This window comes from Microbulbifer sp. GL-2 (assembly GCF_007183175.1).
Taxonomy (GTDB): Bacteria; Pseudomonadota; Gammaproteobacteria; order Pseudomonadales; family Cellvibrionaceae; genus Microbulbifer.
The window spans coordinates 1,061,080-1,081,814 of the sequence record NZ_AP019807.1; the positions used below are offsets into that span (position 1 = coordinate 1,061,080).

At 46.8% G+C, this 20,735-nt stretch carries 17 protein-coding genes and 1 tRNA gene; 10 read left to right on the forward strand and 8 right to left on the reverse strand.

Annotated features, from left to right (window positions below; genetic code table 11):
- Window positions 1–72: 72 nt before the first annotated feature.
- Genes folK through tsaD form a run of 3 tightly spaced genes read right to left on the reverse strand, consistent with a single transcriptional unit; the run spans window position 73 to window position 2,050 of the window.
- Window positions 73–564: a 2-amino-4-hydroxy-6-hydroxymethyldihydropteridine diphosphokinase gene (gene folK / locus GL2_RS04685; protein ID WP_143729513.1), complete on the reverse strand. Its 492-nt coding sequence runs from the start codon at window positions 562–564 to the stop codon at window positions 73–75.
- A 2-nt stretch (window positions 565–566) separates the two neighbouring features.
- On the reverse strand, window positions 567–956 hold the full coding sequence (gene folB / locus GL2_RS04690) for a dihydroneopterin aldolase (RefSeq protein ID WP_143729514.1): 390 nt from the start codon (window positions 954–956) through the stop codon (window positions 567–569).
- 59 nt (window positions 957–1,015) lie between these two features.
- A complete protein-coding gene (gene tsaD, locus GL2_RS04695; protein ID WP_143729515.1) occupies window positions 1,016–2,050 on the reverse strand; it encodes a tRNA (adenosine(37)-N6)-threonylcarbamoyltransferase complex transferase subunit TsaD in 1,035 nt (344 codons plus the stop codon).
- A 174-nt stretch (window positions 2,051–2,224) separates the two neighbouring features.
- Here tsaD and rpsU point away from each other — a divergent pair, with 174 nt between their 5' ends.
- The 6 genes from rpsU to GL2_RS04725 all read left to right on the forward strand — a co-directional run bounded on the left by rpsU (window position 2,225) and on the right by GL2_RS04725 (window position 8,027).
- Window positions 2,225–2,440 carry a 30S ribosomal protein S21 gene (gene rpsU / locus GL2_RS04700; RefSeq protein ID WP_020411530.1) on the forward strand — a complete coding sequence of 72 codons (216 nt, stop codon included), beginning with the start codon at window positions 2,225–2,227 and terminating at the stop codon, window positions 2,438–2,440.
- Between the two features lie 196 nt (window positions 2,441–2,636).
- Window positions 2,637–3,083, forward strand: a complete 447-nt coding sequence (locus GL2_RS04705; RefSeq protein WP_143729516.1) for a GatB/YqeY domain-containing protein — start codon at window positions 2,637–2,639, stop codon at window positions 3,081–3,083.
- Between the two features lie 18 nt (window positions 3,084–3,101).
- The gene (gene dnaG, locus GL2_RS04710; protein ID WP_143729517.1) at window positions 3,102–5,081 is read left to right on the forward strand and encodes a DNA primase; all 1,980 of its coding nucleotides are present in this window, start codon (window positions 3,102–3,104) and stop codon (window positions 5,079–5,081) included.
- Window positions 5,082–5,276: 195 nt separating this feature from the next.
- Complete coding sequence (rpoD, locus tag GL2_RS04715) at window positions 5,277–7,145, forward strand: RNA polymerase sigma factor RpoD (protein WP_143729518.1); 1,869 nt, start codon at window positions 5,277–5,279, stop codon at window positions 7,143–7,145.
- Window positions 7,146–7,235: 90 nt separating this feature from the next.
- Window positions 7,236–7,655, forward strand: coding sequence for a diacylglycerol kinase (locus tag GL2_RS04720; RefSeq protein ID WP_143729519.1), 420 nt, complete (start codon window positions 7,236–7,238; stop codon window positions 7,653–7,655).
- A 295-nt stretch (window positions 7,656–7,950) separates the two neighbouring features.
- Window positions 7,951–8,027: transfer RNA gene (locus GL2_RS04725), tRNA-Ile, on the forward strand.
- An 885-nt stretch (window positions 8,028–8,912) separates the two neighbouring features.
- Here GL2_RS04725 and GL2_RS04730 read toward each other — a convergent pair.
- Window positions 8,913–9,914 carry an AraC family transcriptional regulator ligand-binding domain-containing protein gene (locus GL2_RS04730; RefSeq protein ID WP_143729520.1) on the reverse strand — a complete coding sequence of 334 codons (1,002 nt, stop codon included), beginning with the start codon at window positions 9,912–9,914 and terminating at the stop codon, window positions 8,913–8,915.
- Between the two features lie 1,079 nt (window positions 9,915–10,993).
- Between GL2_RS04730 and GL2_RS04735 the strand changes: the two genes are divergently transcribed.
- Window positions 10,994–14,308: a DUF5060 domain-containing protein gene (locus GL2_RS04735; protein ID WP_143729521.1), complete on the forward strand. Its 3,315-nt coding sequence runs from the start codon at window positions 10,994–10,996 to the stop codon at window positions 14,306–14,308.
- Between the two features lie 440 nt (window positions 14,309–14,748).
- Here the strand turns inward: GL2_RS04735 and GL2_RS04740 are convergent, their stop codons facing one another.
- Window positions 14,749–15,258, reverse strand: coding sequence for a hypothetical protein (locus GL2_RS04740; protein ID WP_143729522.1), 510 nt, complete (start codon window positions 15,256–15,258; stop codon window positions 14,749–14,751).
- A 331-nt stretch (window positions 15,259–15,589) separates the two neighbouring features.
- Between GL2_RS04740 and GL2_RS04745 the strand changes: the two genes are divergently transcribed.
- Complete coding sequence (locus GL2_RS04745; protein WP_143729523.1) at window positions 15,590–16,108, forward strand: SRPBCC domain-containing protein; 519 nt, start codon at window positions 15,590–15,592, stop codon at window positions 16,106–16,108.
- Entirely contained in the window at window positions 16,105–17,118 is a 1,014-nt protein-coding gene (locus tag GL2_RS04750; RefSeq protein ID WP_143729524.1) for an NAD(P)-dependent alcohol dehydrogenase, read from the forward strand. The genes GL2_RS04745 and GL2_RS04750 overlap by 4 nt, the downstream gene beginning before the upstream one ends.
- A 70-nt stretch (window positions 17,119–17,188) precedes the next feature.
- On the opposite strand, the gene GL2_RS04755 is transcribed toward GL2_RS04750, so the two are convergent.
- The 3 genes from GL2_RS04755 to GL2_RS04760 are packed head-to-tail and all read right to left on the reverse strand — an operon-like array spanning window position 17,189 to window position 19,394.
- The gene (locus GL2_RS04755; RefSeq protein ID WP_143729525.1) at window positions 17,189–18,451 is read right to left on the reverse strand and encodes a S41 family peptidase; all 1,263 of its coding nucleotides are present in this window, start codon (window positions 18,449–18,451) and stop codon (window positions 17,189–17,191) included.
- Window positions 18,448–18,762: a helix-turn-helix domain-containing protein gene (locus GL2_RS22295; RefSeq protein ID WP_370452112.1), complete on the reverse strand. Its 315-nt coding sequence runs from the start codon at window positions 18,760–18,762 to the stop codon at window positions 18,448–18,450. The genes GL2_RS04755 and GL2_RS22295 overlap by 4 nt, the downstream gene beginning before the upstream one ends.
- Complete coding sequence (locus tag GL2_RS04760; RefSeq protein ID WP_197736524.1) at window positions 18,660–19,394, reverse strand: GlxA family transcriptional regulator; 735 nt, start codon at window positions 19,392–19,394, stop codon at window positions 18,660–18,662. Before GL2_RS04760 ends, GL2_RS22295 begins: the two co-directional genes overlap by 103 nt.
- Window positions 19,395–20,386: 992 nt before the next feature.
- On the opposite strand from GL2_RS04760, the gene GL2_RS04765 reads away from it, so the two are divergent.
- A complete protein-coding gene (locus tag GL2_RS04765; RefSeq protein ID WP_143729526.1) occupies window positions 20,387–20,662 on the forward strand; it encodes a hypothetical protein in 276 nt (91 codons plus the stop codon).
- Window positions 20,663–20,735 lie beyond the last annotated feature (73 nt).

Sequence of the window (20,735 nt, forward strand, 5' to 3'; positions counted from 1 at the left end):
GGTTTCTGCCCTTCCAGAAACCAAAAAAGCAGCCCTTCGGCTGCTTTTTTCGATACGCAGGGAAGCGCGCAATCACGGCCAAATAAATTCTACCGGCCACAATTTCTGCGAAGCCTGGTTGTACTCATCCCACAGCTGACGGTAAGTTTTCTGCTCGACCGGATGCAATACTTCTGGAGCAATCTCCGCCAGAGGCTGTAAAACAAAGGCGTTTTTTACGATCTCACCTCGAGGTAATTTTACCCCGTCAACAGTGCCAGTCAGGTGGTCATAGGTAAGGGTATCAATATCCAAGGTGCGCGCACTGAACTTGGGCCCGGAGCGCAGACGGCCGTTGGCATCTTCAATACCGCGCAGACAAAGAGCCAGTTGCCCTACCGGCAGGTCAGTTTGCAGTCCCACCACCAGATTGTAAAAGTTATCGCCCTGGAAACCCACCGCTTCACTTTCGAAGACCCGGGACACCTGTAATTCCCCAAAATGCCCAGCCAGGGCGTCCAGCGCTGCGCGGATATATTGCGCGCGATTGATATTACTGCCGAGGCTGAGATACACCTGAGCCACGTTTACACTCCCGCAGACATCGCTGCTGCACCTTTTGCCGGCCTCTCGCCACGCTCAATAATAACACCCACATCCCTGGACCCTCTGACAGCGCCCGGCTTGGACAAACGTAGTCGCAACCAGCTCACAGAAAACTCTTCCCTGACAATTGCCGCAGCCTGCTCCGCCATGGTCTCCACCAGCAGGAACTCGCTGCTTTCAATAAAAGCGATCAAGCGCTTGGCCACCGCCTTGTAGTTGAGTGTGTACTCGATATTATCTGTGCGCGCCGCCTCGCTGATATCGAAAGCCATCTCCAGATCGAGGCTGACTGTCTGGCGCACTTCCCGCTCCCAGTCGTAGATCCCGATAATGGTATCCACCTTTAAATCCCGTATATAAACAATATCCATCTATCGGCTCTTTTCTTTTTACTACTTACTACTTACTACCTGGATGCCCCTGCAGTTTCCTAAAGTTCGGTCTTGGGCAATTCGGTCATCGGCCAGCGCGGGCGCACATCCACTGCCAGGTCGCTTTGCTCACCGGCCTTCAGGCGCAGACTACCGGCAAAGGCGATCATAGCGCCATTATCCGTACAGAATTCATGGCGCGGGTAATAGACACTGGCACCATCTTTGCTCAGGCTTGTTTCCAGGCGTTCGCGCAATAGTTTATTCGCGGAAACCCCACCGGCAATGACCAGCGTTTTGTACCCGGACGCCTTGATTGCGCGGCGGCATTTAATCACCAAGGTGTCCACTACCGCCTCCTGGAAGGCCGCCGCAATATCCGCGCAGGTCTGCTCATCCGGCAGGCCATCCTCGAGGGCGTGCTGACGCACCGTAGTCAGGGTGTAGGTTTTAAGGCCGGAAAAACTAAAATCCAGCCCGGGTCGATCGGTCATCGGGCGCGGGAAGGTAAAGCGCTTGGGATCCCCCTTCTCGGCCAGGGCAGCCAAACGCGGACCGCCGGGGTAATCCAGGTCGAGCATCTTTGCCGCTTTATCAAAGGCTTCACCGGCGGCGTCATCCAAAGACTCACCCATCAGCTCGTAATCACCAAGGCCGCGCACTTCCACCAACTGGGTGTGGCCACCGGATACCAGCAGTGCCACAAAAGGAAAAGCGGGAGGGTTCTCCTCCAACATCGGTGCCAATAGATGCCCCTCCATATGATGCACCGCCACCGCCGGGATATCCCAGCCGTAGGCCAGAGCACGGCCGGCACAGGCACCTACCATCAGTGCACCTACCAAACCGGGGCCAGCGGTAAAAGCCACACCGTCCAGATCAGAGTGCCTGGTATTCGTTTTGGCCATGACCTGGCGTACCAGAGGCAGCAGCTTGCGCACATGATCGCGGCTCGCCAGCTCCGGAACCACACCACCGTAATCGGCATGCAGGTCGACTTGGCTGAACAGGGCATGGCCAAGCAGACCGGATTCTGAGTCGTAGATAGCGACGCCAGTTTCATCGCAGGAAGTTTCTATACCGAGGACGCGCACTTGATCTCATACTCGTGACTGCTTCGAGGGGCGGTTATCATACTGGAAAATGGGGTTGCGATCCCGTAGGGGAGTGTTTAGAATTTGCGCCCTCGCTGTGAACCGGCCACCGGATGCAACTGCGAGAGCATTGCCGGAATGGCCGAGAGAAACGAATTTTTAACAGGTATCCTAATGCCCTCTGTACGAATTAAAGACAACGAACCTTTCGATATCGCTCTGCGCCGCTTCAAGCGCTCCTGTGAAAAAGCAGGCGTACTGTCTGAAGTACGTCGTCGCGAGTTCTACGAGAAGCCGACTGCTGTGCGTAAGCGCAAAGCCGCTGCCGCTGTAAAGCGTCACGCCAAGAAGCTTCAGCGCGAAAACCGCAAGTTCCAGCGCCTCTACTAAGAGCCGCAGGCAGCATTAAGCCTGTCGCAGCGAGGCAGCCGGACGGGCTAAGCCCCGTAGCGGTCCTATAAAACGGCGTGCGAGCCATACTCGCGCGCCGTTTTTCGTTTTACGGTTTGCATTCTCCCTTCGCTCCGGACGCGCTATCCTTAGCATCCCAATTCTATAATTCAACGCCAATTCCGGAACACTCACTATGAGCACACTCAAGGACACCCTGACCCAGGCCACCAAAGACGCCATGAAGGCGCGAGACAAGGAGCGCCTGGCCACGCTGCGCCTGATCAATGCCGAGATCAAGCGGGTTGAGGTGGATGAGCGTATCGACCTGGATGACGCCCGCATCCTCGCTTTATTAGACAAAATGACCAAACAGCGCCGCGACTCTATCACCCAGTACGAAAAAGCCGGTCGCGACGAGTTGGCAGCGGTGGAACAGGCCGAGATCCAGGTAATTCAGGAGTTTCTGCCCAAGCAACTGAGCGAAGCCGAGATTAGCGAGATCGTCTCCACTGCAGTGCGGGACACCGACGCCAGCAGCATGGCGGATATGGGCAAGGTCATCGCCCAGGTAAAGCCCCAGGTACAGGGCCGTGCGGATATGGGTGCGGTTAGCAAGCTGGTGAAAGCCCAGCTGGGCTGATCGCGGAGCATAGAGCACATGGCCGGCAAGATCCCCCAGCACTTTATCGATGATCTGCTCGCAAGGGCGGATATCGTCGAGCTGGTGGACAGCCGAGTCAAACTGCGTAAAACCGGCAAAAACTATTCCGCCTGCTGCCCTTTCCACGATGAAAAGTCCCCATCATTCACCGTAAGCCCGGACAAGCAGTTTTACTACTGCTTCGGCTGTGGCGCCAATGGCAATGCCATCGGCTTCCTGATGGAGTACGACCGCCTGCCCTTCCCCGAGGCGGTGGAAAAGCTCGCGGCGACCCGCGGTCTTGAGGTGCCCCGTGAGCAGCTGGCACCGGGGCAGGAGAAGCGCCAGAGGGAGAGCCAATCTCTCTACCAGCTCACGGAGAAAGCCACCGACTACTATCGCGAGCAGCTGCGCAGCCACCCGGCTGCCGGCAATGCCGTAGCCTATCTGCGAAACCGCGGCGTATCCGGTGAGGTTGCCCGGGACTTCGGCATCGGCTTGGCACCGCCGGGCTGGGATAACCTGTTGAACTCCTTGGCTGACTCCCCCGAGAAAGCCGACCAACTGGAGCTGGCGGGCCTTGCTATCCGCCGCCAGGACAGCGATGGCAACACCAAGCCTGGCGGGCGTCACCACTACGATCGCTTCCGCAACCGCATAATTTTTCCGATTCGCGACCAGCGAGGCCGCACCATTGCATTCGGCGGACGGGTGCTGGGCGACGACAAACCCAAATACCTGAACTCACCGGAAACCCCGATCTTCCACAAGAGCCGTGAACTTTATGGCCTTTGGGAAGCGCGCCAGGCCAACCGCGATCTCGAACGCCTGATTGTGGTGGAAGGCTATATGGATGTGGTCGCATTGGCACAGTTCGATATCCGCTGTGCCGTAGCCACACTGGGCACCGCCTGTGGTGAAGAGCATATCCAACTGGCCTTTCGCCACACCGCCGAGCTGCTATTTTGCTTTGATGGCGACCGCGCCGGTCGCTCCGCAGCACGTCGCGCCCTGGAATCCGCCCTGCCACATATGCAGGATGGGCGCAGCCTGCGTTTTCTGCTATTGCCGGAGGGAGAGGATCCAGACACCCTGGTACGCCAGCTTGGCGGGGAGCGCTTCCAGCAATTAATTCAAGAGCAAGCCCTGCCGCTGGAGGACTTCCTCTTTGACCTGCTCAGCGAAGATATCAATCTGCAGACCATGGATGGCCGCGCGCGCCTATCCAAACTGACCGCACCCCTACTGGATCTACTGCCGGAAGGCGTCTACCGTCAGCTGATGTTCCAGCAGCTCGCTTCGCGCACAGGCCTCGACAAAGAGACCCTGCAAGAGGTTATCCATGCTGAAAAGGCGCGCAGCGCCCAAGTTCAGCAGGCCCAACCCCAGCATGCCGTTGCCGCCGAACAGGAACACATGGCACCGCTAGAGTCCAACCAGGACATCCAGCACCGCACACCACCTGAGCCCTGGCCACGCGAGAGTGATCCCTATCTGGAAGTGACCTCTCCACAGGCAGGTAACGGCCTGCGCCGCAGTAGCCAATATCGTCTGCCGCCGGAGCGAATGCTGATCGCTCTCCTCCTGCATCATCCACAGCTTTCGGCCCAAATTGAGGATTTGGAACACTTTCGCAGTAGCAGTGATCCCGATCTCGCCCTGTTTGCCCAACTTGTAGAGCTGCTCAGGAGCCGCCCCGAGTACAACCTCAATCAGCTGCTTGGATACTGGCGCGCGCACCACGGCGCCGAGTCCTGCGACACCTTGGCCAAACTCGCTGCCTCGCAGCTAGTATCTGGCGTTCGTCAGCTCGCCCAGGGCAGCAGTAACCTGGAATACGATCCGCAAACCGAATTCAGCGACTGCCTGCAGCGCCTGGCGCAATCCGCTGACAAGCAGCGCAAGCGAAATCTGCTCGCCCAATTGAAAAGCGGAACCCAGCTCAGCCAGGAAGAACAACTGGCACTATTAGCCAACTGGCGAAGAAAAGACAATTAATCTGCATTAACCCCTTGAAAACTGTGGGCTCAACACTATATTCACTCTCCCCCGCCGGGCGGGAACGGGAACCCCAGCACCCTAAACGTCGCACTTGGCCGTCGCTTGACAGCTAAAGTGGTTATTGCTAGTGCATATACGCTATAATCCCGCGTCTTTGTCCCGTATTTTCATCCCCAGAATTCAGGGTTGTGCATGACCGACAAAACCCAGCAACAGACTTCTCGCATTAAGGAGTTGATCGCCCGCGGTAAAGAGCAGGGCTATCTCACTTATGCCGAGGTAAACGACCACCTACCGGAAGATATTTCTGATCCCGATCAGGTGGAAGACATTATTGGCATGATTAACGACATGGGTATCAAGGTGTTCGAAAGCGCACCAGATGCCGAAGAGTTGTTAATGGCCGAAGGCGACAGCTCCGCTGATGAAATCGCCGCCGCCGAGGCCGCCGCAGCACTAGCCGCAGTAGAGTCTGACGTAGGCCGCACCACCGATCCGGTACGCATGTATATGCGCGAAATGGGCACCGTTGAGTTGCTCACGCGCGAGGGCGAAATCGCCATTGCCAAGCGTATCGAAGAGGGACTGCGCGAACTGATGGCCGCTCTCGCCTACTGGCCTGGCGCCGTACAGCAGATTATTGATGAGCATGCGCTTATCGAAAAAGAAGAGCGTCGCGTCCCCGACGTAATAGCCGGCTGGCTCGACCCCGCCGAAGACGTTCCCCCTGGAGCCCAGGCAGGCCAGCCAGCAGCAGCCAGCAGCAGCGAATCCAGTGATAAGAATGGCGATTCCTCCGCTGACGGGGACGATTCTTCCGACGACGACGAGGAAGAAGAAAACGCCGGCGGCCTGGATCCGGAAGAGCTGGCCGAGCGTATGAACGCGCTGATCGCCGCACAGAAAGCCGCCGACGAAGCTATTGCAGCTCACGGCCGCGACTCCAAAGAAGCCGGTGAAGCCCTCGAAGCTGTGGCTGAAGTCTTCCGCTACTTCAAACTGGCCCCTCGCCAGTTCGATCCACTCTATGGCGAAGTCCGCAATATCCTCGACAGTGTGCGCAGGCAAGAGCGCATCACCATGAGCCTGTGTATCAAGCGTGCACGCATGCCGCGTAAAACCTTTATCAAGGAATTCCCCGGCAATGAGACCAATGAAGATTGGATTCCGGCGATCATCAAGAAGAAGCGCGACTACTCCGATGCCCTACGTCATGTAGTAGAGGACATCGTGCGCGCACAACGCAAACTGGCCCAATGCCAGGAGCGTTCCGGTTTGGACGTAGGTCAGATCAAAGAGATCAACCGCCGCATGTCCATCGGTGAGGCCCGCTCACGCCGTGCCAAGAAGGAAATGGTGGAAGCCAACCTTCGCCTGGTGATCTCCATCGCCAAGAAGTACACCAACCGCGGCTTGCAGTTCCTGGACCTGATCCAGGAGGGCAACATCGGCCTGATGAAAGCGGTAGACAAATTTGAGTACCGTCGTGGCTACAAGTTCTCCACCTATGCCACTTGGTGGATTCGCCAGGCTATCACTCGCTCTATCGCAGATCAGGCACGCACCATCCGTATCCCGGTTCACATGATTGAGACTATTAACAAGCTCAATCGGATTAGTCGCCAGATGCTGCAGGAGATGGGTCGTGAGCCCACTCCAGAAGAGTTGGGTGAGCGCATGGAAATGCCGGAAGACAAGGTACGCAAAGTCCTCAAGATCGCCAAAGAGCCCATCTCCATGGAGACTCCTATCGGTGACGATGAAGACTCGCACCTGGGTGACTTTATCGAAGACCAAAACCAGTCCTCTCCGGTGGACACCGCTACCCAGACCGGTCTACACGATGCTACCCGCTCTGTACTCTCCGGCCTGACAGCGCGTGAAGCCAAGGTATTACGCATGCGCTTCGGTATCGACATGAATACCGACCATACCCTGGAAGAGGTGGGTAAGCAGTTCGATGTAACCCGCGAGCGTATCCGACAGATTGAGGCCAAAGCGCTGCGCAAGCTGCGACACCCGTCTCGATCAGAGCACCTGCGGAGCTTCCTCGACGAGTAAGCACCAACAAAAAAGCCCGGTTCGACCGGGCTTTTTTATGTGACACAATCTAGACCACCCGCAAGGGCCTACGGATGGCAGGAGAGCAGCATGCAAAAAGAAGTCGCCAACAAGCAGGAAAAGTCTGAAGAAGTCATCAACAAACCCGGTAAGAAAGGCGTCGCCCGTTTGATTGCCGCCGCAAGGTATTCAAGTGAGGGACTCGCCGCTGCCTGGCGCAATGAAGAAGCCTTCCGCATAGAAGTCATCCTCCTCATCTTCATTCTCCCGCTGGCCCTCTGGGTCGGTGAGACACCGGCAGAGCGTGCCATACTGGTCGCGGTAAGCCTGGTGGTACTACCTCTGGAGCTAATCAACAGCGCCATTGAAGCCACTGTGGACCGAATAGGCCCGGAGAAGCACTCGCTGGCCAAGATCGCCAAAGACACAGGCTCTGCCGCCGTAGCCGTTGCCTTGGTCTCATGGCTGATAGTTTGGGGTTGCATAGTGATACCCAAGCTGCTGATCTGACTGTGCCCGACAGTAAAAAACGGGGAGGGTCCAACCTTCCATTTTTTAATCAGAACAAACGTACCAGTTGAGTACTCTAAATCAGACTGGCGTACCAACAATTAAAATTGATCAATTTCATGGCTCTGAATCTGAAGTAATCGGCACATCAGAGTGAGTACGAAAAATAGCCGATAAAAATTTCAGCATTTAGCAAATGCCAAAGAAGGAAATCTCTGCCACAAAGACGTTGATTTGAAAGGGAAAATCTTGTACTTTTGCCAACCGCTTGCAACGATCCCCGCAAGCAATGTGTGGGCCCTTAGCTCAGTTGGTTAGAGCATCCGACTCATAATCGGCAGGTCCTGGGTTCGAGTCCCGGAGGGCCCACCATTTTATCTGTAAGCCTCCTACTCTGTGAGTAAATGCAGCGGTAAGTTGTCGCAATACGATATCTTACGATCACTAGTGCCCAGCATTTCATACAAAAAATCTATCAGTTATATCAGCATGACGACTTGTAGCCTCTAAGTTTCAGTTCACCTTTTGCTAAGCACTCCGTAAATTCCCACCTCTTCCGAGCCGGTTTTAAGATATTTGGTTCCGCCATAATATGGGATCAGTCCAACTGGGCGACTTTTTGAGGTGCGGCGCTGAAAGTACCAGGTTCATTTTATGCTGTAGCGAGCTTTTGTTACGTTTACGATGATCTCTTTTCGCCTTTCCATACAATTAAGAATTACTCTTCAATTCTTTTCGAAAGGCGCTCTAAAGAAACCCTTTACTAATGACAAACTTATTCACATTTTCAGGCCCAGCCTCCGGCTTCATTTGTTTGGGAAAAGCCTCATCAAAATACCGTGAGAACTCCGATAGATATATCCGTAAATCGTTTTTCAACATTTAAGTTAAACTATTTTGTCAGCTGTTGTGCAGATTACAGGGCTTCCTCCACCATCCCGACAATTAAATAGCATATTCAAATCAACTGCAGAGGATCGAATACTTCCCCCAAGTTCTCAATTGAAACATTATGCCGACAAGAATATCAGTCAATATTTATCGGGGTATAGGCTCTATAGAATTTTCCTAAGCTCCCGGGGAAGTAGATAATAAAAACTAATAACTGTATCTCACGCCAACTTGATGGAAAGTAATAGAGTTACTAGTAATTTTGCTCCATAAACTATGCAAGCTTAATCTCAGTGGATCAAGATATTATTCAAAGACATCAATACCGCTCATCATATAATCACATTCTGTGCACGAATTTAAAGATTAAATATTTTTCCAACGTTTGTAAGAATCCTCAAAAGCAATTATTGTCGAAAATCCCAGCGCTCTTGCAATTTGTATTTTTTCCATGGACTTGACATCAAGAGAATCCAACCTCTCTTTGCGAGCTAAATCTAATATACGCCTGAAAGACGTGTTTTGTGTGTTTAGACGAATCTGCAAAGAGCGTTTATTAACTTGTAGAATGTCCGCCAAAAAATCCAGGCTGGCCGCCCCCTCAGGTAAATAATCTTTGATAATATCCTTGCATCGATCAGGCAAAGATTCATCTGACTTCATCTTCTGAAGTTGTTTTTTAGCGGTCAATTTATTAAAATCAAGAGAGGATTTACCTGGACTGCATAATTCTTTATCAAGAATAGAGTTGTCAAAACTGATGCAATTTTTTTGATGTCCGAACTCAATGGGAACATTAATTAATGATACTGCGCTATTCATCAATGCCGGGTTATGATGAGCGAAATGAATTACCGGGAGGCAGCTTTCATAATCGACAACAATATCTGAAACTAGTTTGAAGATGATTCCAATATTCATTTCGACTTGTTGCTCGGTAAATGGAGAAAAGCTAGGTATTAAAATATCAAAGCTGGAGCGTTCAGCCCCCTTGCTGAATAACCCTTGATAACCCTGTGTGCCAAGTTGCTGAAATTGAGTACCAAGGCTGACAAGGTGGCGAACGGTAGGGCAAGCCATTAAGACATGAGCAAATGCCTGAATACTGGAAATTGATACATCTAGACCGGTACGAAATGCTATTGTTTTATCGCTGAAGTAGTCGGATACATCTTGAAGTGCTTGCCCTGTCAGCCTGACCGGTACACGATGTTGCAAGCTCTGTAACTTAGGGTAATGCTCACCGTATATATTCTTTAACCTATCTTTAGGAAACCCTAATTGTTGCCAGTATTGTACGTGGCGATAAGTCGAAGTTGCCAACCCTGTTGGCTCAGAAGCATATTTTTCCTGAATGTTGGTAGTCATACTGAATCTTTTGTACTGCTAACTATCTATTGAATCAGTCAAAAATTATAACTAGATTATTTTTATCAACTGATTAACCTAATGTTTAAAGTGACGCATTATAGTATGAATTCAACATTCAAAGTGTGAATTTCAACCAATTTTTACTGGCCAATGATTAGATACAGCAAGGCAAGATTTAGTCACTTAAGCAAACAATAACTCTTTAATGTGCTGGTAAGCATATTTTTAGTTTTAGTTGAACATTAGGGGAAAATTGATGCCCCAAAAAACAGAAATTTGACTAATAAATGATATCCAACTTTTCCTAAGGCAGCTAAATAGTTACTCCATTGGTGTATAAGCTCAATACTTGTCACAGCATACCAAACTCTAACTTGTCCGCACGAGACACTACTGGCACATAAACAGAAGAACTTTCTACTTAATAGTTTATTCCAAATTAAACATATCAACGCCAGTTTTCATACGACCTACAGAACTTTATTAATATATTTAATGTCTAGGAAAATTGGCTACCCCCAAATGGTCCATTCATTTATATATCGATAATATGCATTTATGGTAATAGCCGTCTACTGATATGAGAGGTATCACAACACTAAAGTTTATTTTTTCTACGTTATACTGGTGAGTAAGCATACTCAGTATATCCAGGTGCAAGAATATCGTTTTCATATGTTTACGATGGATACTTCCCTAGAAATAAATATAGACTGGTCGGACAATACTATATTTTCAACTTTCCTAGACGCTTCAGGCTTCCAAGAAGAATAAAATAATTACTCCTATAAAGATATTTATATAAATTTTATCCTTTTCTTAAGAGCCAGCAAGTGTGAACTGGATATCATTGAATTAGAAATAAGCCTTATTAAAAAATGAAAATAAACTTTTTTTTTCATCAAACTATTAGCTGTGGAACTAGTCCTGGCTGCATGTGACTGAATTCACGGCCGGTATGTATATATGCGATTTATTATCTAACCAGTGCTGCATGTAGTAGCCAGTTTCTACATATCTATTAATGTCTGTAATTAGTAAACAATTATTTTCTTCTAAAGTTGAGAATACTAGAAATGAATAACAGCAGCTTGCCTCTGGCAGTTCTGATTAGCGCCGTATTAGCGGGTTGTGGTGGCGGTTCGTCATCCGACAAATCCGATGATGATATTAATCCTCCTGTGGTAAATCCAGATAATGGAAATCCCACCAACCCTAATCCATCAAACCCAGATGAGGGTCTAATAATATCATCAATTACATTGGTAAATTCACAATCAAATTCAGATATTCTTTTGCTATCTAACGGTGCAGAGATCAATCTAAGTGAGGTTGGGAGGCAATTAAATATACGCGCAAACAGTGATCAGGCAGAGAGCATCGTATTTGAGTTAACGGGCGCTCAGACGTACGGTATGATTGAAAGCGAACCGCCCTATGCTCTATTTGGTGATGATCAAGGTAATTTTAATCATTGGATCCCCACAATCGGTAATTACACTCTCACAGCAACTCCCTATTCGCAGGATAACGGTACAGGTTCAGCCGGTACCAGTACCTCTATTTCATTTACAGTGAAACAGGACGATGTAACCGATCCAACAGACCCTACGGACCCACCAGGACCTGTCGACCCAGATGATATCAGTAACAGTGAACACTGTACTGTCTCTGGTACTCTAGAAAAATGGCACCGTGTCACAATCACCTGTGATGATTTATTTGCATCAGAAAATAATGATGCCACTTTTACCGACTATCGGTTTAATGCCATATTCACACAAGGCAATCTGTCTTATACCGTGCCTGGGCATTTTGCCGCTGATGGTGATGCTGCCAATACTGGTGCAACAGAGGGAACAAAGTGGCGTGCCTACTTTTCACCGCCAACTTCAGGCAAATGGATTTTTAAAATATCCATGAGACAAGGAAGCCAAGTTGCGGTTGACCTAGATACTAATGCAGGTAATGCCATCTCATTTGATGGTGAAAGCGGTCATTTTCCTATATTACAATCCACAGCACCTGCACTTGATATGAGGAGTAAGGGGTTACTGGTACATAAAAAAGGAACCCGTTACCTACAACATTTAGGAGACAAATCGGTATACATCGAAGGTGGAATGGACAGCCCTGAAAATATTTTTGGTTATTCCGATTTTGATAACACGACAAAAAACCAGAACGTGGGATCCTGTAAAGGGATTTTACATAATTTCGAGCCCCATCATGATGATTGGAATAATGGAGATCCTACCTGGAAGGGTGACAAAGGGAAAAATATCATCGGTCTGGTTAACTATATTGCAGAAAAAAATGTTAATGCAATTTACATCATGGCAAACACAGAAAGTGGTGACGGTTGTGATGCCCACCCATGGTCAGTATACGATGGTAATCATCGCGCTTTTGATGTCAGCAAATTGGATCAATGGGAAGTTGTAATGGATCACATGACCAGAAAAGGTATGTTGATTCACTTTATGACCCAGGAAACAGAAAATAATAAGATTCTGAACAATGGTAATTTAGGACTTGAAAGAAAATTATACTATCGTGAAATGATTTCTCGTTTTGGTCATCACCCCGCCTTGCAGTGGAACATGGGGGAAGAAACAACCCTTAGCCAAGAACAACATAAAGCTTTTGCTAAATACTTAAAAGATGTTGACCCTTACGATCATCCCACTCTGCTTCATACCTATGGTGGGCAATGGGACAAACACTATCGTCCTTTGTTGGGAGATAGTAACTTTGATGGTCCAAGTATTCAGATTGGTGACATTCCTAGCGATGCAAATCATCGAAATGCCCCTTATCAGATGAGTAGGAAGTGGCTAAATGAATCTCAAAATAATAACCATCTCTGGTATGTTACCTTCACTGAAGCATCAGGTGGACAAGCACCGGTTCCACATTCTGATGTTACTCAAATTCAGCGGGTCAATTGGATGTGGGGCAGTGTCATGGGAGGTGGTGCCGGATTTGAGTGGTACTTAAAAAATCCTGGTTCCGGTCATGCGTATGATTTAGCCGTAGAGAACCTGAGAGAATTTAATAACCATTGGGAGCAAACTGGTCACTTTGTAAGATTTTTTAATGATATTCTGCAAAACCAATTTGAAGTTAATCTACACAGTCTAAATGTAGATAATGAAGTAACTTCAACCAATAACGACTGGGTCCTTTCAGATAGCGGTAGTGCCTACTTGATCTACTTGCGCGAAGGTGGTACGACCAATATTGAGATTTCAAATGCTAATATTTACAATGTTCACTGGTTTAATCCGAGAACTGGCCAATTGTCAACAGGTAACCAACTTGACGGAATAGGGACTCATAGCATTGGAAATGCCCCAACGGAAAACAACCAGGATTGGGCTGTAATAATCAAAGCGGATGACGCAAACAACGATGTACATCCGGATATTGTGCAAATTATTCCGATTAATCCCAGTGATGTTCTGCTCGAGCCGCAAATTAACTGGAAAGACAGCTACTCCATTGGTGATCAATGTTTCTGTGATTCAAACTTTGACCATAATATTGCCGATGTCATGGTCTCGACTGACCAAGGATATATGACAGTTAAAGAGGCCTGTGCTTTAATCGGACCAGGACCTGGATCGTCTGGTCGCCCAAAATACAATGACGTACAATGCGGCAACGGTCCAGCAAATGATGCAGGTGATGAAGATTATTGTCCTGGCCGTGTAGATATTGGTAAAGATGGGTGCGGTCATATTGGTCCTATCTGGAATTTCAATAAAATAGATCCCGGTCAGCCAAAAGGTGACTACACAGAACAAAATGGCCTGGTTATTATCGAGGTAGAAAATACCTATTCAAATTTAGGTGAATGGTTAAAGAAAACAAATATAGGTGATCATACCGGAAGTGGTTATCTTGAGTTTAATGGCAATACACCATTAAATGGTCCACCAAAATCTCCTCTAGAATACACCTTCAATGTTACAAGAAGTGGCTTGTATTATTTGCACCTGCATGCAGCAAAAGAAAACTTAACTTATAATGGCGAATTCCGTACGGATATTGCAAATGATGCTTACTTTCGATTAGAAGGTGATTATGAAGCAGGACCAAATGCTGGGAACAGCCATGGCAAAGATGCTCCCCTTGAACTATTAAAGCGAGATACAAAGTTCTTTGGTGGAGAACACAATAAGTTTGTCTGGGTATCAGGTAATCATTTTGATCCAGGTGGTCATGACAATAAACGTGTAGCCGTTTATAAACTAAAATCCGGCGAGACATATAAACTGGTTATGTCAGGTCGTTCACAAAAATTCAAAGTTGACAGGATTGTTTTTCGTCATATTGATGTGCCTACATCGGAGGCAGAAAACAAAAATAAACCGGAAACTATTTAGCAGCAGAAATTTATACTTAGAGCCATGGATGGCTCTTTGATTTGGATTAAGCTAGATTAACTCCGCAAAATCTTGATTAGCTCTCTTATGATAGAGAGGTTACTGGTTTTGGTAACATTGACTTGAAAGAGTCACCTACTAAAAACCCGATAGTGGTCAGATCAAGTCTGAGCTAATATAGACATTAATAATCATGAAAACCACTCAGCTCGCGTTTCTCTCGATAATCATTAACAGTGATTCAATCGTATTTACATGCATTTTACTGAAAAATAGTATAAGTCAATAATTTAGATGCAACTTTTTTACAAAGACATCGAGCCCGCTAGTCTTAAAAGATCATTTTCTCGTAAAAATCAATACAGATTTACTTTTTATACCCCTCCAAGCGATATCCAGCCTCAAATCTCTACATTAACTTTCCTAAACATAAGTTCTATTTACTTAGGAGCAACAGTATTCCTAAAAAGAGGCTGGTTGTTCATCCATGGAATATTTTCAGCTTTATGGCATGCCATGCAAGCCGAGCGACCAGTGGAGAAGCCAAGCCAGGCTTGTTTTATATCCCTACTTTCAAATGAATTAAGTACCTTTCCAAATACTGGCTTGAGAAAAATAAATTCAGCATTATCCTTGCGAGCAGGACGTTTGAGATAACCTCTCTCAATAGCATTTTTTATTTTTTTCCAATGATAAATGGCAAGATCAAAATTTTCATCCTGCAGAGAAGAATAGATACTTTTATAACGATAACCCACCTCCCACATTGAAATTGAAAATCCACCTAGATAATTTTGCAATAAAATCAAGCGGTCCTTGTCACTTCCTGCATTTAATAGCCAATCTCGTTCATTACCCGTTTCGTAACTATCCGAATACGCGAAATTTGCCATCAGCAAAGATATAATCAAAGTCGCCAGCCATCGGCTTCCATCCAGAATATTCATCATTAACTATAACCAGTTATCCAAGGGTTGCATAACAGCTAACTATTTATAGCAGTTAGTTAGGGTAGCAAATGTACATTATTAACTAAATTATTCTCACCTCATACACTTTGAATCTCTAAAATTATGTTTTTAGCAGCTATCAAAAGTGCCAGACTTTATAATTAGATATAAGATTAATTTATATCTAAAATTATAATTCTCTATTAGACTTATATATCACATTCACTATGATCGTATTAACTCCCTGGGATACACCTGCAGGGCTAACTAGATACCGGTGAATTTACGAGAAAGACATGTGTGAGCCGGTGCCGTATTAAAGGAAATCACAATGAGCGAGATTATTTGGCCCCAAGGCTTTGTTCCAGGATTTACCGATAACTATTGTTCCAATGAAGTGATTATTGCCGGGCTGATGACAGCAGATATATGGCCACTGCTGAATACCCCTTCCCTGTGGCCCAGCTACTATGCAAACTCTACCAATATTCAGTTCCAGGATGGACAGGGACCTGAATTAAAAATAGGTGCGCAATTTTCATTTGAAACCTTCGGTTTTCCGGTAGAAGCGCGCTGTATAGAGTATATTCCCCCTGTTAAAGGCCAACCCGCACGGGTGGCATGGCATGGGTGGGCCGGAGAGGGAGATACTCGCCTCGACGTTCACCACGCTTGGTTAATTGAGGATCTGTCTGGCGATCGTGTACGTATCCTCACCCAGGAAACACAGAATGGTTTACCGGCTATTGAATTAGCAAAAGCTAAACCCAATCCTATGATCAATGGCCACCAGGATTGGTTACAAGGCTTGGTGGCAGCAGCACTTAAGGAAAAAGGACAGGAATCATGAAGGCATTAACACTGAAATCACCTGGCAGCCTGAAGAATATCTCGCTCAGTGATATCACAGATCCAGGAGCACCAGGACCAGGACAAATTCGAGTTGCCATTGGCGCATCCTCTCTTAACTTCCACGACCTGTTGGTTGCAAATGGTAGTATCCCCAGCGAAGACGGTCGCATTCTAATGTCCGATGGTGGCGGTACCGTGGATGCAGTTGGTGAAGGGGTTACTGATTTTAAAGTCGGCGATTCTGTAGTGTCGTGCTTTTTCCCACAGTGGCCGGCGGGGTCGGCAGGAGCATCAGTAGGTACTTTTGCCAATACGCCCGGCGATGGTATTGATGGTATGGCCGCTGAATTTGTTGTGCGAAGTCAAAATGCATTTACCTTGGCCCCCAAAGGCTGGACTCATGCAGAATCTGCAACCATCACCACAGCAGGTCTCACTGCCTGGCGAGCGCTGGTGGTAGACGGCAAAGTTAAGCCCGGTGACACCATACTAACCTTAGGCACTGGTGGTGTATCAATCGCAGTCATTCAGATCGCCAATATGCTGGGTGCGAAAGTTATAGTCACTTCCTCTTCAGATGAAAAGCTAGAGCGCGCCAAAAAATTGGGAGCCTTCCAAGGCATCAACTACCGAACTCATACACAGTGGTCTAAAAAGGTAATGGAGTTAACCGAAGGCAAAGGCGTAGACCATATTATCGAACTCGGCGGCCCAGGCACTCTGGAGCAGTCAATCCAGGCAGTAAGAGTTGGTGGTCATATCTCCCTGATTGGAGTGCTAACCGGCAGGTCTGGTGAGGTTCCCACAGCCTTACTGATGGCCAAACAGGCACGTTTGCAGGGGTTGGTTGTCGGTAGCCGCCGGGATCAACAGGATTATGTTGTCGCACTCGAAGCCAACCAGGTTCATCCGGTTATCGATAAGACTTTTGCCATGAGTGAGCTCGCAGCTGCGTTTGATTACCAGACCAGTGGCTCACATTTTGGCAAAATCTGTGTGGAGTGGTAATTTAGCTTTCCAAAAATTAGAGCTGCGCCTTAAGTAATCTGTATACCTAAGGCGCTACGAAAAGTTCCCTTTATTCTGACCGCGCTAAGCTCCCGCCGTCCTTTTCTTGAATATGGTTTAATAACTTCAGTAACGCCCCATCTTTGCCATGCTTATAGTCCTCCCAGCTAGTTTTCATATTAAGATCAGGGTATAAGGCATCACTGGGTGATGGAATAACCCGGTAGTAACGCTTGGAAATACTCACAGCTCTTTGAGAATTTTTTAACCTGAAAAGATTCGCCTCTGTGGCAATATTGGGATCTGCACCGCTAGGGCTCCCCACAAGGGTGGCATTAAGGATTTGCTGATATTGTGCCGCATTAATCATCGCTGCTGACTGGGTGCCCTCATCTATCATAACAAAAATCCCATTGTGCCAGTCGAACTGGTCCAGTTCCTGGATACAAGCAGACAGCGCTAGTCCAACGTAAAAATCCCCACCATTATTCCCACGAAAGTCAATCACCAGATTTCGAGCTCTCCCTTCTTGAATAACTCTGGTAAGCTCTCTACAGTGCTCCCGTAGCTGCTCGAACTGTGGGTACCTATCGAAATCAAGATAAGCAGTATCATATTTTTCCAAAATAGCAAGCATAATGCCCGGCAATTCAATTTTAGAAAAATGGATTTTTGGCATTAATCTTGTGTAATGGGATCTCAGTCTTGCAAACTCTTTCATTGATACAGAGTCTACATTCACGGAGGTAGATTTTCCGTCTTTCATAAATTGATAACTTACAGAGTCCGCTTTATTACTGACACCGGTACCATATAGAAAATTAGTTAGGGTGATATGAAAACTAAATGATGCCTTGTAGCTATAAGGGTTCTCTACATAGTTTACATAAGGTGCGAGCTGTTGCTGAAGTTGCTCTAAAGTATAACCATTAATACCAGTAAGATCTGCACCTAATAAAAAAGCATATCTCTCTGAAGCATTCACTACCTTCAATTTTTCTTCAAAGTATTTAAATCGAAAAGGATAATGTCTATGTGGGCCAGACATAATATTGTAGGAGGTATGCGCATCTCCAATACTACGCATTAAACGCATTATACCCACCTCAATTTCCGCCTCATTCAGACTTGGCAAGTTAACAACCAGCTTATCAAGCTGAGCGTCAAATTCCCGCTCCCCTGTATTGACAAATGGACTGATATGCTGTGTTTTTATCAAATCTTGTAATTGACGTATGTCTTCAGCCCACAAATTTATTTCCCTGACATCAAGCCCGTAAGTTTTACAAGTGAGTAGGAATAATCCAATACTTATAATTAAGCTGTTTTTCATCTGAGATTTCTACCGAAATAAGAGGGGGAAACACCAAACTGGCCATAAAAAGCACGACGGAAACTATCATAGCTGGTAAAACCTACCTGAAGTGCCACCTGTTCCAACCTCAAAGTTTCACAAGTTATCAAGTCCCGTGCCCTTTTAAGGCGTATCTGGTTTAAATAATGACTGGGGGTACTATTCAGGTGTCGTTTGAACAAACGAGTTAACTGTCGCTCGCTGATCGCAATCTTATCAGCCATATCTGTAACGGTAATGGGCCTCTGGTAATTTTCAGCCAACCATTCCAGCAGCGGGTTGAGACGCATACTATCACTGGACTGTACCTGCAAGAGATCCGAATATTGAGATTGCCCCCCCTGCGTTGCAAGTAGACTACCAGCTCCTTGGCAACACTTGCTGCAATAGTATTGCCCTGATCTTGCCGAATGATTTCCAGGGCTAGATCAACACCCGACAAAATGCCCGCAGAAGACCATACACCCTCGCTTTCTATAAATAGAGGGTCTGCCTCCACCTGATAATTTACCGCCTGCAAAGACAGCTCCTGGCAGTGCCGCCAGTGCGTAGTAATCCTGTGGCTCTGGTCGGGAAACACCTTGGCAAGTACAAATGCACCAGTACAAACACTCATCACCTTACTGGCAGCGTCTGCGATTAGCCTCAGGGTGTTGAGTTGCTTAGCACTCAACTCCAGCTCACGCATCCCGGTCCCCCCACAAATTACCAGGTAGTCAATCTGGGGCAGCTGATAGATATCACTGTCCACAGCGAGCGACTGACCATATACCGTTTTTACCGGGCCTGCATCAAGACCAATCAAGCAGCAGGTATAGGCATCACTAACAAAACTGTTAACCTCCATAAACGCGTCCAGCGGGCCAAACAGGTCCAAAGCCTGGAAACCATCGGCAATAAAAAACCCAATCTTCTTGGTCATAGCAGTACCTCCATGGGTCAATTGTACCCATAAAGATATGTCGTCTAGGACACAATTACGACATATTAAGACATTTCTATCGCCATGAATTGGCCTATTTATAACGAAACCACTTACTTATCAATTTCAAAAATGTCCCCTATTTCATTTGGAACGACCAAGTCCCTAACATTGATACAGAGCAGAGCAAACACCAATTAACAAATCATTGAGACATTGCTAAAGTTCCAACAAGAAGAATTAGTCAATTAAACTTGACTAAAGCTAAAGATCCGCTAAAACTCACAACTCTGAATGGAAGACTGATATTATTTTTAATAATTGAATTGCGATCGCAATAAAAAACAATAATTAAATTAAAGAATGAAAAACAAGAAAGTGCTAATTGAAATAATCACTTTACCAACCACCAGAACCCTAAAGATAAAGCATAAGAACCACTAATTATCCGACCAAATCAACAAATATAATTTATTCGCAATCACTTTAAAAACAAATAACAAGCCCCATAAAACTTCTACATAAAGCGCTCAAGCAGATAATTTCAACCATATTAAACTAGAAGAAAATGAAACCATATGCTTTCAAATGAACAGAATTTAGTGCCAATTTTGTTTAGAATCTGCAGCAGCATTTTGAAAATCAATCTTCCCTTCCTGATCAACCCCGGATTATCACAATACTTGGCGAGCAAACTGATACCTTAAGAAAATCTCGAATTAATATTTTGGAATGAATTATCGTGAATACTAGGCCTTTATTGAAAAGCTCTACTGAAATCCATACCTGGAAAACTCAGAGGGAATCAGAGTCGCAATGATATAAATATCCTCTAGTTAAAAACAGATAAGAATAAGCCGGCTTTATCATAGGAAACCAACGAGCAATAAAGATGGATAACAAGTGTAGGTGCAGGCATCCATGAAACTGAGCTATACTCCCCAAAAATCGGAGAGTCCCCAACTGGACTTTCACTTATAGATAGATCTTACATGTATAGTTCACTTGTACTTTTTTCCCTACTTGCTACGGCTAATCCACAGAATATCTGTACTGATGGTATTGCCCTTACCAGGGGAGTTGCCGCTATCGCCCAAGAATATCCTTGGCAAAGTAATAATATAAAGGATTACATAGTACGCAGTTACCCACGAATGTATGTCGTGGTTCCCACAAAGCTCGACGAAAAACTCAGAGATGGTGGTTCACCTACTGCAACGGTCAATAAAGAAAACTGCCAGGTTATCAACGTTTTCCTGGCCCGCTAAATCAGAAAGCCTTGAATATTGTCTGCAGTGCCACCCCTTCAGCCGAAGCTGAGGGGGTAGAAGACATTACTAA